Raw genomic sequence first — 13,173 nt, 5'->3', positions numbered from 1 at the left:
GGTGCCGTTCCCGATCAGGCTGGTCGCCGAATCTTTGCCGGCACCACTCCGCGCCATGCTGCGATTGCATAAAGCAGCAGCGACAACACGGCGACGGTCGAAACGATTGGAAAACCGATGTCGACCAGTGAAGACATGGGCCATTCGAAAGCCTTGTCCGAGAGGATCACTCCGACAAGGAAAAGTTGCATCGCTGTGGAGATCTTGCCGATGGCCAAAGGGGCGATGCGCAATTCGCGGGTCATGAGGAAAAGCGCTATCGTCGAGGCGACGATGGTCGCATCTCGCACGCCCAGAAGCATGATGAACCATCCGGGCACCAATCCCACCCACCATAGCGCAATGAATGCACCGGTGAGCAAGACCTTGTCGGCCACAGGATCGAGGGCTGCCCCGAAGGATGATTGACGAGAGACCATGCGTGCCACCGCACCGTCGACCGCGTCGCTCAGCGCCATCACGGAGAACAGGGCGAAAGCCGCGATGTGATGTCCCGCCATGATCACCACGACAAGCGGTACGACGCTCAGCAGCCGCAACATGGTGATCGCATTGGCAAGTTGCGGGATTGCCCGAGTGAGGTAATAGCCGGCCGTTTTTTCTACTGCAGCTGGCCACCGACTGGTCCTTCGGCTCGTTGCAGCAGCCATTGATTTGTCCCCTCCTGAAGTCGCAGCCCACGGGCCCCCAACGCCCGGTCCAGTTGCGAAAGACCACCGACGTAGGCCAGCCTCAGCGATGCTTCCCTTTGAGAAAACGCGTCCACTGCCACTGACTGTATTTCGGGCACATCTTCCAGTGCCTTCTTAATTTGTGTCCATCCTGCCAAATCGGCAAGCGGAACCGTGACCGAAAGCGACTCTGCGCGACCAACCTGAACCAGATGGTCGGGTTTCCAGGCTTCCTCGAGTGAACCCAGGATCCGCCGCGCTCCCTGCTGCCAGACGGAACCGGTCGATCCGGGTGCACTGGCGACACGCATCGGGGTTATCCTGTAGGGCCAGACAATGGTCGTTCCCTGACTGAGTTCGAGATCGTTCGCGGCTTGCAGATTCTCATCCGTGAGCCCGACAGGGCTGGCAACGACGACGATGGCGGCATCGGCGTTGTATCGGCTGGCCAGATCAGCCAACGCTTGCGGGATCTCGTCGGGGCGCAGCGTTGTGGAAAGGGTGGCGACATCATTCAGGTCGCCGAGTGGCAGGCGGATATCGATCAGCGTCCCGCGTTCCGCCTCGATCGACCATGCCTCGCGCCACGGATTATCGTCGGTCCAGAACTCGAGCTGTCCATTGCGTTCGATTGCGGGAACGACGAGTAGCGGGTCCGATGCGGCCAGCACCATGGGAATGCCGGCGGGTTTCATGAGCTGCCTGACCTTTTCACCATCATAAGTGACGAGAATGGATGCCATGTAGCGGGTAGCCGACAATTCCTCGTGCTCGACTTCGTGACTGCGGGCATAGGTACCGGCATCGATACCGGCGAGGTCCGGCAGACGGTCGAAATATTGTGGAGTGGTGAGCCGTTGCATCAGTCTCGTGAGGCCGATGCGTTGAGCTTCGGTTATGGCCATGGCCTGGGCATCGACCGCCGATTGGGCACTGACATCGACGTCGATTCCGCTCACCGTGTAGATATTCACCGCATGTGCCGGGGACATGGCGGCCATCCACAAGCCGATCACGATCGTGGCGGTGACTGCACGTTCTCGAAGCGTTGCAATTCCGGCCATTTCCCCTACATACCGACTCCAGCGAGCGGCCTGCTTCAGCATTGGCTTTTTCCTCATCTGCTCCGCCCCATTTACTACCCTGTGAGAAGCTGTTGGAACAAGAAACTGGCAAACCGCACCGCGATGCTTACGCCGCCGCCGGCGTCGACATCGCCGCCGGCAATGCACTGGTCGAAGCGATCAGGCCGGTTGTGCAGTCGACGGCCCGGCCCGGCAGCAATCCCGATCTCGGTGGTTTCGGTGGTCTGTTTGACATCGCTGCCTGCGGTTTTCGCGATCCGGTACTGGTCTCGGCCACGGATGGTGTCGGTACCAAGCTCCTGCTTGCCATCGCCGTAGACCGAATCGATGGTCTCGGTATTGATCTGGTCGCCATGAGCGTCAATGACCTCGTCGTTCAAGGGGCAACGCCGCTCTTCTTTCTCGACTATCTGGCGACTTCCCGGCTCGATGTCGAGCGCGCAAGGCGACTGATAGCAGGAATCGCCGATGGTTGCAGGCAGGCCGGATGCGCGCTCATTGGTGGCGAAACGGCGGAAATGCCGGATGTCTACAAGCCGGGCGATTTCGATCTCGCCGGTTTCGCAGTAGGTGCTGTCGAACGTGATGCGATACTGCCCCGTCCGGTGCAACCCGGAGACCGGTTGCTTGGCCTGGCGTCTTCGGGTGTCCATTCGAATGGCTATTCGCTGGTGCGCAAGCTGATCGCCGAGCACGGAGGCATTGTCGACGAGACGCTCGACTTTCTGGCGCCGACGCGGATTTATGTGCAGTCCTGTCTGGCTGCCGCGCGTACCGGCAAGCTTCAGGCACTGGCACATATCACCGGTGGTGGACTGCTGGAAAACATCCCGCGTTTCATGGGCAGGGGGCTGGTAGCCCGCATCGACGCGCGCAGATGGACATTGCCGCCGATATTTAGCTGGTTGGCACGCATGGGGAGGTTGTCGGACGTTGAACTCGCCCGCACCTTCAATTGCGGAATCGGCATGGTAGCGGCCGCGCGGGCAGGGGATGCGGGTCTGTTGCGAAACGTATTCGAGGAAGCCGGAGAGACGGTGTTCGACTTGGGCGAAATCGTTTTGGCTGACGACCCGCATGCAGTACCTCTGGTACAGATCGACCATACGGGAACGGAGTGGCCATGCGCCGAACAGCAGTCCTGATCTCCGGAAATGGCAGCAATCTTCAAGCGTTGATTGATGCCACGACTAGAGGAGAAACGGGTGCGGATCTTTCGCTGGTGATCGCCAACAAGACCGATGCGTTCGGGCTTGTGCGTGCCAGCCGTGCGGGAATTCCGACAAAGGTAATCGACCACAAGCGGTATGCGCATCGCGCGCAGTTCGATCAGGCGATTGACGCGATGTTGCAGGAGTTTGACATCGAGTTGGTCTGCCTTGCCGGTTTCATGCGCATTCTCGGGGATGCTGTCACGGACCGCTGGCAAGGGCGGATGGTCAATGTCCACCCGTCGCTATTGCCGTCATTCAAGGGGATGAATACCCATGAGCGGGCGCTGGCGGCGGGCGTGCGAATTCACGGTTGCACGGTCCATCAGGTAACGGCGGAACTGGATGATGGGCCAATCCTCGTCCAGGGCGCGGTACCGGTGCTCGACAATGATGATGTCGCCAGTCTCGCGGCACGTGTGCTCGAGGTCGAGCATCAGTGTTATCCACTCGCGCTGGCGCACTTGACGGGCCGGTCGATCGCACCGCGGCTCGTGCTGCATCCGGATTTGCACACCGGGCAGGGTGAATAATCGGACACGTTTGAGACTTGGCTCAAACTTCCACCGTCAATGTGTGCGTGACGGCAGATAATCAAGCAGTTTCAGTCATGAAAAGGGCTGCCATCATTCTGGCAGCCCTGTTGTTTCCGCCTTGAAAGCGAGAATGAAGCGTTTTTCAATCAGGTAATTCTACCTGAACGGGAAAAACTCTAGCCGACGATCTCGATGCCGGAAAAGAAATAGGCGATTTCGACTGCGGCAGTCTCAGGGGCATCTGAACCATGCACGGAATTGGCTTCAATGTTCTCGGCAAAATCCTTGCGGATGGTACCCTCGGCGGCCTGAACCGGATTGGTGGCGCCCATCACTTCCCGGTTTCTGGCGATGGCACCCTCTCCCTCAAGGACCTGCACGACGATCGGTCCGGACGTCATGAACTCGCAGAGCCCTTTGAAGAACGGGCGCTCTGCGTGGACGGCATAGAAGGCTTCCGCCTGGGCAATGGTGAGCTGGATACGCTTTTGTGCAATGATGCGCAGGCCGGCGACCTCAAAGCGCTGGTTGATGGCACCGGTGAGATTACGGCGGGTGGCGTCCGGCTTGATGATCGACAGCGTGCGCTCGACGGCCATGGTGTGAAAACTCCTCTATGGGTCCCAGTTTATTGTTGCAGCGCGTTATAGCTCCGCATCGTCGCCTCTGGAAGCCCCGCCGCGGATCCAGTGGCCACGCTCGTCCTGCTGCCAGTAGATGCAGTCGATGCCCTGTGTCATGGCCCAACGCCAACGGTTGCGGGCCGCAGCCACCGCTTCGTGATCGCGACCGTCGAACAGCTCGAAGCAGCGATCGAAGCTGGTGGCGTCCTCGGCTACTGCCTGATCGATCAGGAACAGGTATCTGGCGCCATTGGGATTGTCATCGCCCCGGGTAGTGAGCAGAACGGGTTGCTGTTCAGTCCTTCCGTCGCGAATGGTGCCATGAGGCAGAAATGACCCATCGCCAAAGGTCCAAAGAACGGCATCAAGCCGGTTGAGCCTTTCTGTATCGCTGACACGAACCAGAGCCCGTTGGCCGGATTGCAACACTTTGGTCAAAAGGCGCGGCAGGGCCTGTTCGAGAGTGGTTCGTGTCAGGTGATAAAAGCCGAGCTCCGTCAAGACCTGCTTTCGTAACAATCAGCCACAAGCCGGTCGATCAACCTGACGCCATAACCTGTTCCGCCCTTGGGGATGATCCCCTTGTCGCGACTGGACCAGGCCATGGCGGCGATGTCGAGATGGGCCCACGGCACATCGCCGACAAACCGTTGCAGGAATACGGCACCCGCAGTGGCACCGGCTTCCCGGGCTCGGCCGACATTCTTGATGTCGGCGATATCGGACTTGATATGCTTGTCGTAGGCAGCACCCAGTGGCATCCGCCAGACTGTGTCACCGACGGCTTCTCCCGCCTCGGCGATAGCCTTCGCGAGAGCATCGTCATTGGCAAAGAGACCGGCATGTTCGTGACCCAGTGCCACGATGATCGCACCGGTGAGCGTGGCGAAGTCGATGATGGCCTTCGGCTTGAACCGCTCCTTTGTGTACCAGAGCATGTCGGCCAGCACGAGGCGACCTTCGGCGTCGGTGTTGATGACTTCGATCGTGGTGCCCGACATGGCGGTGACCACATCGCCCGGACGCTGCGCGGTGCCGGATGGCATGTTCTCCGCGAGTCCGATCACACCGACGACATTGGCCTTCGCCTTGCGCGAGGCGACGGCCTGCATGGCTCCGACGACAGCGCCGGCACCGCCCATGTCCCACTTCATGTCTTCCATGCCGGCGGGAGGTTTGAGCGAAATCCCACCGGTGTCAAAGCAGACACCCTTGCCGACAAGAGCCAGTGGCGCTTCGTCTTTCCCACCCCCGTTCCAGCGCATCGCAACAGCATAAGGCGGGCGCGAACTGCCCTGTCCGACGGCGAGAATGGCGCCCATCTTCAGGTCGGCAAGCTTGTCGGGTGTCAGTATTTCCACCTCGATGCCGAAACGTTCCAGTTCCATGCACCGCTCGGCAAAGCTCTGCGGATAGAGAACATTGGCAGGCTCGCTGACGAGATCGCGGGTCAGGGCAACAGCCTCGACGGCAAGCCCGGTCCGTTCAAACGCATCGGCCGCATCCCCACCCAGTCCTGCGAACCGGACAGCCTTCAGCTTCGATTTTTCATCCTCGGTTTCATGTCGATAACGGTCGAACCGGTAACTTCGCAGTCTGGCACCGGTCGCCAGAGCCGTGGCAACATCGACTGCCGGACCGGCCCCATCAAGGCCCTCGGAAGATCCGACGCATGCACTGTCGACGCCAAGCTGGCTGAGCTTGAGGAAAAGGCCAGCCCCGGCATCTTCCAGTTCCGTGCGCGGTTTCGCATCCTTGTACGCGATGCACAGCACCACGACACGATCGGGTTTCGCTCCCGCTGGCGTGATCGAATCGAACAGCTTGCCGTGTTTGAGCTCACCACTGCTTTCAATGAGGCGGGAGATAAAGCCTCCCAGGTTTGCATCGAGCGTTCTGGCTGCAGTGGAAAGGCTGCCATCGTCACCGATCAGCACGACGACGGTCGATGAATCTTCGAGTACGCCATCCTGCAGACTGATATCAATCAAGATCATGCTCCATCTCGTCTCATCGGGACAATGCCGTTCATTCCAAAGGCTCGGAAGCGAACCCATCCCGTTGCAACGCAGACCCTTTATTCCGGGACATGGCGCTTTGACGTCACGGTCGCTTGAACCGCCGGCGCGAGATCGCTAGCGTTGCGCCGCCATCAACCTCCCCAGCCCCGCTTATCATGTGAGATGACCTTATTGGCGCTTCAAAGCAAGAGAGTTCATTGAAAACGATCAGTTGTTCGCTGATAGTTCTGGCCGTCATGAGCAGCGGTGCCCGTGCCCAGAATTTCGGCGGCCAGTCGCTTTCCAGCGACCAGCCGGCTGTCCTGGCTGCTGACACGGTTGTCTACAACGCCGACGCCGACCGGCTGGTAGCTGAGGGAGATGTCGAGCTCAGCCAGTCCGGGCGACGGCTGCTGGCGGACCGCATCGAATATGACATTCCCGCGAAACGGGTGGTCGCGAGTGGTAATATCGTGCTGGTGGATGCCGAGGGAAACGCGGTGTTCGCCGAGACGATGGATTTGCAGGACGATCTGCGCGATGGCTTCATGGACCAGGTGGGCTTGCTGCTTGCTGACAGATCGCGGATTGCCGCTGCCTCGGGACGGCGTATCGATGGCAATCGCACAGTTCTCGACAAGGTCGTCTACAGCCCTTGCGAGATTTGCGAGGATGGCAGCGCACCCCTGTGGCAGATCAAGGCCGATCGCGTGGTGCATGACCAGAAGGATCAGACGGTCGCCTATCGCAATGCCGTGTTCGAGCTGTTCGGCGTACCGATTGCCTACCTGCCCTATTTCTTCCACTCGGACCCGACCGTCGATCGCAAGACGGGTTTCCTCACACCCAGGATCGGCACCGACACGAAGCTGGGTTTCACGATGGAGACACCGTTCTTCATCAACATGGCCCCCAATCGCGACCTGACAGTCACTCCGCTGTTCACTTCCAAAGAGGGGGTATTGCTGGGTGCGGAGTTTCGCAACCTGAGTGAAACCGGGCTCACGGAACTCGGTGGCAGCTTTACCCGCACGACCGATTCCAAGCCCGATCCCGACGGTCATACCCAGCAGGCATGGCGCGGTCATGCCGAGGGTTCAGGGCGCTATGCCATCGACCAGGACCGTCTCTACGGCTTCGATCTGGCAGTGGCGAGCGACGATACCTACCTGCAGCGCTACAATTTCAGTAGCGAGGATGTGCTTCAGAACAGGGCCTACTACGAATCATTCGATGGTCCGGGCATGTTCTCCATGGATGCCTATGCCTTCCAGGGACTGCGTGACGATGATGATCAGGGGCTGATACCGGTCGCAGCACCGTGGATCCGATATCACGTTGTCGGCGATCGCGGACCGGGCGGCTCGTTCTTCTTCGGCGATGCCAGTGCGCTGGCCCTGACCCGAACCGAGGGGCTCGATACGCGAAGGGTCTCGGGCGAGGTCGGCTGGAAATTGCCGTATGTCGGTGCCTATGGTGATCTGGTGAACATCACGACCAGCCTTCGCGGGGACATCTATTCCACTGATGGCGACCCGCAGAACCGGGCCAGTGAGTCGGGGCATGACACGGTGGGGCGTATCGTGCCGAGCGCGACGATCGAGTGGAGCTGGCCTCTCGTCGGAACCTCCCATGGTTGGAGCCAGGTGGTTGAGCCGATTGTCTCGGCGACATGGACTGGCAACAACGTCAACAAGCGTGACATCCCCAACGAGGACAGTCGCGTTTTCGAATTCGATGAAACGAACCTGTTCGAGCCGGACCGGTTCACCGGACTCGACAAGGTCGAGAGCGGTGCAAAGATCAGTTATGGCCTGCGTTTCGATGCCATCGGACCGAGTGCGCTGCGCATAAGTGGTGTGGTTGGCCAGAGTCTTCGCGAGGGTGCAGACAAGTTGTTTCCCGATGGATCGGGACTCGATCAGAAGTTGTCCGACTATGTCGGACGGTTCGATTTCCGTCCGGGCCCCAATCTGGATCTGACCTATCGCTTCCGGCTGGCAAAGGACGAGCTCACCTTCCGTCGCAACGATCTTTCGGTGCGCTTCGGTCCGCCGCGTCTGAGGTTCAATCTGCAGTATTTGCAGTTGAGTGAGGATCTGGCGGATACTGCGATCAACGAGCGCAAGGAGCTGGTGGCGGGGTTACGTCTGCAGGTGGTCGACAGTCTGGCTGTCGGAGCCCAGTTTCGTCGTGACCTGACGCTTGAACGGCCGGTCACGAACACCTTCGGCCTGCTGTTTTCGAACCCCTGCATGTCCGTTCTGGCGGGGTTCGAGAAAAACTACACCCGCAATGGAGAGCTTGAGAACGAGACCCGGATCAGTGTACGGGTCACTCTACGGAGCCTGGGCGACCTCGGGGCGGACAGTACTCTATTCTAGGATCTGATGATGAACCTGCGTTTATCCTCTCGGCTCGTGACATTCATTGCGGCATTGATGTTGCCGTTGATGCTGATTCCGGCCGCATATGCCCAGACGGGCCAGCGAATTGCGGCAGTGGTCAACAATGACATCATCTCGATTCAGGATCTTACCTCCCGGGTCAAGCTCGCCATTCTTTTCAGCGGTCTGCCCGATACGGCCGATGTGCGTCGGCGTATTGCACCGCAGGTGCTTCGTCGCATGGTCGATGACCGTATCGAGATGCAGGAAGCGGCACGGTTGAATGCCGTTGCCGGTGAAGGAGAGGTTTCGGCCGCTATCGATCGCCTTGCCCAATCCAATGGGCTGACGGCGGTCCAGTTGACAGATAATTTGTCCGGTCAGGGAATTGAGCCAGAAGCCCTGCGCAATCAGGTCAAGGCGGAACTCTCCTGGGTGAAGATCATCCGTCAGCGGATTGCCTCGCGTGCCGTGGTGAGCGACCGGCAGGTCGATCTTGCTCTCGATGCCGAAAAGGCCGACGGCGAGCCGGAACTTCTGCTGTCGGAAATCGTGTTGCCCGTTTACGAGCCGAGTGCGCTCGATCAGGCGATGGTCGATGCGACCGATCTGCGCAAGGCCATCCGCGAGGGAGCTGACTTCACGTCGCTCGCCAGGACCGTGTCCGTTGGCGAAACGGCTGACAAGGGTGGTGATCTCGGATGGGTGCGATTGTCCTCGCTACCTGGCGGCCTTCGCCCGGCAGTGGCCCGGCTCCAGCCGGGACAGCTCTCCGAGCCGGTGGTTTCTCCAACCGGTGTCCATCTTTTCCTCATGCGCGATCGCCGCGCCGGTACATCGCAATCGGGTGATCCGCAGTCCCGCAAGATTGCACAGATTTTCTTTCCGCTGGATGACAATGTCGGCGAGGATGCGATCGAGGTTGCTCGCAATCAGGCGCAGGCTCTTCGGTCGAGGCTCAACACCTGTGACGATGTGATCAGGATCGCGGAGCAGATGGGGACGCCGGGGTCAGGCGATCTGGGATGGATGAATCCGCGTGACCTGCCGCCCGATCTGGCGGGAATCATCGAGGGATTGCCGGTGGAGCAGATCAGTCAGCCTGTCCGCTCGGGTGCAGGTCTTCACCTGTTGATGGTCTGTGCTGTCGGCGGTGACAGGAAGGACGACGCGACCCGCCGGGGTCAGATGCGCAGCAAGCTCGAAAATGCCCAGGTGCAGCGGCTGGCCAATCGTTATCTTCGCGACCTTCGCAAGGACGCGTTCATCGACATCCGTGTCGGATTCTGATCCGCCCGATCTTTCGGGGCTGCCACGGCTCAAGGATACGATCCGTGCGCATGGCCTTGATGCCGACAAGCGTCTTGGCCAGCATTTCCTGCTTGATCCGGCCATTCTGCGGGCCATTGCCCGCAGTGCAGGAAATTTGCGTGACTGCAACGTTCTGGAGATCGGGCCGGGGCCGGGAGGGCTGACACGCGCGCTCCTGGCCGAAGGCGCGCGAGTGACGGCAGTCGAGCGCGATGGACGTTGTGTGCAGGCCCTGCAACAGCTGGTTGACGCGGCAAATAGTCGTCTGAAGTTGCTTGAAGCGGATGCGCTGGACATTGATGCCGATGTCATCATGGACGGCAAATCGTATCTCATCGTGGCCAACCTGCCCTACAATGTTGGCAATGAACTGCTCGTTCGCTGGTTGCGGCGTGCTCGCGGGATCATTGACATGCGACTGATGTTCCAGCGCGAGGTCGTTGATCGCCTGTGTGCCGCGCCGCGCAGTTCCGCCTATGGCAGGCTGTCGATCCTGGCGCAGACCGTATGTGGGGTCGAACGGGTGATGGATCTTCCGGCCGGTGCCTTCCACCCGCCGCCCAAGGTGCGCTCGGCCCTTGTCGCCCTGCGGCCGCGCGACCCCCGACCGTCGGAAAAACTCATGTCGGCGCTCGAACAGCTGACGGGAGCGGCCTTCCAGCAGCGGCGCAAGATGCTGCGGTCAAGCCTCAAGCCGCTTGGGGTCAAGGTGGATGCCTTGCTGGAAGGAAGCGGCGTCGATGCCACCTCTCGAGCTGAGGAACTGGATGTCGATACGTTCGGTGACCTCGCCAGACAGCTCGTCACCCTTCGACGGGCGGCACCCTGAACTGGGCGACGAATTCCGTCAGGGCGGGCTGGCGCTTGCGTCGCACCCGTTCTGCCGTGAGGATGGCGCGTACCGTACGCACACTTTCTTCCAGATCATTGTTGATCAGGACATAGTCATATTCCGGCCAGTGTGTGACGTCATTGGCGATCTGGGCCAGCCTGTAGCGTACGACGTCCTCGCTGTCCTGTGCACGACTGTGCAGGCGTCTTGCCAGTTCTTCGGTGGACGGCGGAAGAATGAAGATTCCCACCATGTCGACGCCGGCGGCTTCGCGCATCTGCTGCGCGCCCTGCCAGTCGATGTCGAACAGGACATCCTTGCCACTGTGCATGGCATCGAATACCGGTTCGCGTGGTGTACCATAGGCGTTGTTGTAGACCCGCGCGTGTTCGAGAAGCCTGTCCTCGGCCACCATCTGGTCGAAGGCATCATGACCGATGAAATGGTAATCCCGGCCGTCCACCTCACCTGGCCGTTGGGCCCGCGTCGTCACCGAGATGGACAGCGCCAGTTCAGGCTCCTGGTCCAGCAGCGCACGGCTGATCGAGGTCTTGCCCGCACCCGAGGGCGACGACATCACCAGCATGAGGCCGCGTCGGCGACCGGGGATCAGCTTGTCCAGCGCCACGAGGCTCATACGTCTACCAACCTCTTGTTTATCCGACTGGTTCTATAAAGCAGGAGGGGTTAAGTTGAAAACAATAACCCGCATGGATCTGACCGATGGAGCACCTTCGATGTGGCCTCCGCGACATGCCGTCATCACCGGTGCAAGCAGCGGAGTCGGCCGGGCCATGGCCATTCAGCTTTCTGCTCGCGATGTCCGTCTCTCGCTGGCAGGGCGGGACGAAGGACGACTGGGCGAAGTTGCCTTCGCATGCCGGGGAAGGGGGGCCAAAGTCGATCTGATCGCTGTCGATGTGCGGGATCGTGCAGGAATGGGCAAGGCGATGCTTGAAGCCCATGGGCGCCAGCCGGTCGACCTGCTCATTGCCAATGCGGGGGTCTCGGGCGGGACCGACGGAGATGCGCGCGCGATCATCGGAATCAACATTTCAGGCATGTTGAATACAGTGGAGCCGTTGATCGAGCCAATGATTGCGCGCGGAGAGGGACAGATCGCAATGATGAGTTCGCTTGCCGGCTTCAAGTCATTCCCCAATGCGCCTCTCTATTGCGCCAGCAAGGCCGCGGTGCGCAGCTATGGCGAGGCGCTGGATGCGCGTCTGCGCGCAAGGGGTGTTGCCGTGAGCGTCCTCTGTCCCGGTTTCATGAAGACACCGCTCACCGATGCGAACGATTTTCCCATGCCATTCATGGTCTCGGCGGAGGAAGGCGCGCGCCGGCTTCTCGCGGGCATCAGGAAGCGCAAGTCGAGGATTGCCTTCCCGTGGCCGGTCTACGCGACCGTGCGATTGCTGGAATTTCTGCCCGCCGGGTGGTCAGCCAGTATCCTCGCCCGCTCCGCTGGCAAGCGATCTTATAAGGAATGAGAAGCGGACCCGCTTAAAGACCGGTCAGTTCAGTTCTTCTTCTTTTCGCTGTTGAGCTTTCGCCAATTGGCGACGTTGCGGTTATGTTCGTCAAGCGTTCGCGCGAAGGCATGTCCGCCGGAACCATCGGCCACGAAGTAAAAATACGGTGTGTCGGCGGGGTTCACTGCGGCCTCAATGGCCCGACGGCCGGGATTGGCGATGGGACCCGGTGGGAGACCTGTGACACGGTAGGTATTGTATGGGCTGTCAACATCGAGATCCTTGCGCAGCAGGGCACGCCCGAGCGGTCCCTTGCCGTTCGTCAGTGCGTAGATGACGGTCGGATCGGTCTGCAGCATCATGCCCTTTCTGAGACGGTTGACGAAGACGCTTGAAACCTGACCGTATTCTTCGGGAACTGACGTTTCCTTTTCGATGATCGATGCCAGAATGAGAGCCTCTTGAGGTGTCGATACCGGCAGGTCCGCGGCACGATTCGCCCAGGCCTTGTCCATTGCCTCCGTCATGGCTTCCTTCATGCGATTGATCGCCGACTCACGGGTCTCGCCGCGATTGAAGAAGTAGGTTTCCGGCAGCAATGCCCCTTCTGCTGGTATTTCCGCCGGCATGTCGCCCACCAATGTCTCGTCATTGCGGACAATTTCCATGACTTCGAAGCTGGTCAATCCCTCCGGCACGACGATGCGGTACTGAACCGACTTGCCTTCCTCAAGTACATCGAGAACCTGCATGGGTGTCAGCCCCGGTGGAAAGACAAGCTCGCCCGCCTTGAGCGCGCGATCCCGTCCGGACAGTCGTGCGCCAATGCGGAACAGCAATGGATCTCCGACGACGCCGGCATCGGCAAGCTGGCGGGCAATCTGTGCGACGCTGCTTCCAGGTTCCAGCAACACGACGCGCTCCTCCGACTGCGAGGACGGCGTGTGGAGAAAGCGGTCGAGATACCACCAGCCTCCTGCTGCCGCCGCTGCTCCGATGACGAGGAGAATTGAGACAGTCTTGACGAGGAAGCGGCCCACCG

Annotated in this window: 13 protein-coding genes; 6 read left to right on the top strand and 7 right to left on the bottom strand. The window is 60.2% G+C overall.

Annotated elements, in window-relative coordinates; genetic code table 11:
* Positions 1–14 precede the first annotated feature (14 nt).
* Both H6851_03550 and H6851_03545 read right to left on the bottom strand, forming a co-directional pair.
* A complete protein-coding gene (locus H6851_03550; protein MCB9942682.1) occupies positions 15–542 on the bottom strand; it encodes a CDP-alcohol phosphatidyltransferase family protein in 528 nt (175 codons plus the stop codon).
* Between the two features lie 59 nt (positions 543–601).
* Complete coding sequence (locus tag H6851_03545) at positions 602–1,777, bottom strand: DUF2066 domain-containing protein (GenBank protein ID MCB9942681.1); 1,176 nt, start codon at positions 1,775–1,777, stop codon at positions 602–604.
* Positions 1,778–1,827: 50 nt separating this feature from the next.
* On the opposite strand from H6851_03545, the gene H6851_03540 reads away from it, so the two are divergent.
* Together H6851_03540 and H6851_03535 are read left to right on the top strand one after the other, a co-directional pair.
* Positions 1,828–2,901 carry a phosphoribosylformylglycinamidine cyclo-ligase gene (locus tag H6851_03540; GenBank protein MCB9942680.1) on the top strand — a complete coding sequence of 358 codons (1,074 nt, stop codon included), beginning with the start codon at positions 1,828–1,830 and terminating at the stop codon, positions 2,899–2,901.
* Positions 2,874–3,500, top strand: a complete 627-nt coding sequence (locus tag H6851_03535; protein ID MCB9942679.1) for a phosphoribosylglycinamide formyltransferase — start codon at positions 2,874–2,876, stop codon at positions 3,498–3,500. The genes H6851_03540 and H6851_03535 overlap by 28 nt, the downstream gene beginning before the upstream one ends.
* Positions 3,501–3,679: 179 nt before the next feature.
* On the opposite strand, the gene ndk is transcribed toward H6851_03535, so the two are convergent.
* From ndk to H6851_03520, 3 genes are read right to left on the bottom strand one after another with little or no spacing between them, the layout of a single operon-like run.
* Positions 3,680–4,102, bottom strand: coding sequence for a nucleoside-diphosphate kinase (gene ndk / locus H6851_03530; GenBank protein ID MCB9942678.1), 423 nt, complete (start codon positions 4,100–4,102; stop codon positions 3,680–3,682).
* 45 nt (positions 4,103–4,147) lie between these two features.
* Complete coding sequence (locus tag H6851_03525; GenBank protein ID MCB9942677.1) at positions 4,148–4,627, bottom strand: DNA polymerase III subunit chi; 480 nt, start codon at positions 4,625–4,627, stop codon at positions 4,148–4,150.
* Positions 4,624–6,123, bottom strand: a complete 1,500-nt coding sequence (locus tag H6851_03520; GenBank protein ID MCB9942676.1) for a leucyl aminopeptidase — start codon at positions 6,121–6,123, stop codon at positions 4,624–4,626. The genes H6851_03525 and H6851_03520 overlap by 4 nt, the downstream gene beginning before the upstream one ends.
* 221 nt (positions 6,124–6,344) lie before the next feature.
* On the opposite strand from H6851_03520, the gene H6851_03515 reads away from it, so the two are divergent.
* From H6851_03515 to rsmA, 3 genes are all read left to right on the top strand, one after another.
* Positions 6,345–8,510, top strand: a complete 2,166-nt coding sequence (locus tag H6851_03515) for an LPS-assembly protein LptD (protein MCB9942675.1) — start codon at positions 6,345–6,347, stop codon at positions 8,508–8,510.
* Positions 8,511–8,579: 69 nt separating this feature from the next.
* Positions 8,580–9,803, top strand: coding sequence for a peptidylprolyl isomerase (locus tag H6851_03510; GenBank protein ID MCB9942674.1), 1,224 nt, complete (start codon positions 8,580–8,582; stop codon positions 9,801–9,803).
* Positions 9,721–10,653: a 16S rRNA (adenine(1518)-N(6)/adenine(1519)-N(6))-dimethyltransferase RsmA gene (rsmA, locus tag H6851_03505; GenBank protein ID MCB9942673.1), complete on the top strand. Its 933-nt coding sequence runs from the start codon at positions 9,721–9,723 to the stop codon at positions 10,651–10,653. Before H6851_03510 ends, rsmA begins: the two co-directional genes overlap by 83 nt.
* Here the strand turns inward: rsmA and gmk are convergent.
* Entirely contained in the window at positions 10,628–11,293 is a 666-nt protein-coding gene (gene gmk / locus H6851_03500) for a guanylate kinase (protein MCB9942672.1), read from the bottom strand. The genes rsmA and gmk overlap by 26 nt on opposite strands.
* 100 nt (positions 11,294–11,393) lie before the next feature.
* Here gmk and H6851_03495 point away from each other — a divergent pair, with 100 nt between their 5' ends.
* The gene (locus H6851_03495; GenBank protein MCB9942671.1) at positions 11,394–12,149 is read left to right on the top strand and encodes an SDR family NAD(P)-dependent oxidoreductase; all 756 of its coding nucleotides are present in this window, start codon (positions 11,394–11,396) and stop codon (positions 12,147–12,149) included.
* 29 nt (positions 12,150–12,178) lie between these two features.
* Here the strand turns inward: H6851_03495 and mltG are convergent, their stop codons facing one another.
* Positions 12,179–13,171, bottom strand: coding sequence for an endolytic transglycosylase MltG (gene mltG / locus H6851_03490; protein MCB9942670.1), 993 nt, complete (start codon positions 13,169–13,171; stop codon positions 12,179–12,181).
* Positions 13,172–13,173: the final 2 nt, after the last annotated feature.

It is taken from the genome of Geminicoccaceae bacterium, from assembly GCA_020638465.1.
Taxonomy (GTDB): Bacteria; Pseudomonadota; Alphaproteobacteria; order Geminicoccales; family Geminicoccaceae; genus JAGREO01.
This window is presented reverse-complemented; position numbering and strand designations above follow the sequence as displayed.

Bases quoted from the DNA above. Each gene is read 5' to 3' on its own strand.
- rsmA (MCB9942673.1), top strand. From the start codon at position 9,721: ATGCCCAGGTGCAGCGGCTGGCCAATCGTTATCTTCGCGACCTTCGCA.
- ndk (MCB9942678.1), bottom strand. From the start codon at position 4,102: ATGGCCGTCGAGCGCACGCTGTCGATCATCAAGCCGGACGCCACCCGC.
- H6851_03545 (MCB9942681.1), bottom strand. From the start codon at position 1,777: ATGCTGAAGCAGGCCGCTCGCTGGAGTCGGTATGTAGGGGAAATGGCC.
- H6851_03550 (MCB9942682.1), bottom strand. From the start codon at position 542: ATGTTGCGGCTGCTGAGCGTCGTACCGCTTGTCGTGGTGATCATGGCG.
- H6851_03520 (MCB9942676.1), bottom strand. From the start codon at position 6,123: ATGATCTTGATTGATATCAGTCTGCAGGATGGCGTACTCGAAGATTCA.
- H6851_03495 (MCB9942671.1), top strand. From the start codon at position 11,394: ATGTGGCCTCCGCGACATGCCGTCATCACCGGTGCAAGCAGCGGAGTC.
- H6851_03510 (MCB9942674.1), top strand. From the start codon at position 8,580: ATGCTGATTCCGGCCGCATATGCCCAGACGGGCCAGCGAATTGCGGCA.
- gmk (MCB9942672.1), bottom strand. From the start codon at position 11,293: ATGAGCCTCGTGGCGCTGGACAAGCTGATCCCCGGTCGCCGACGCGGC.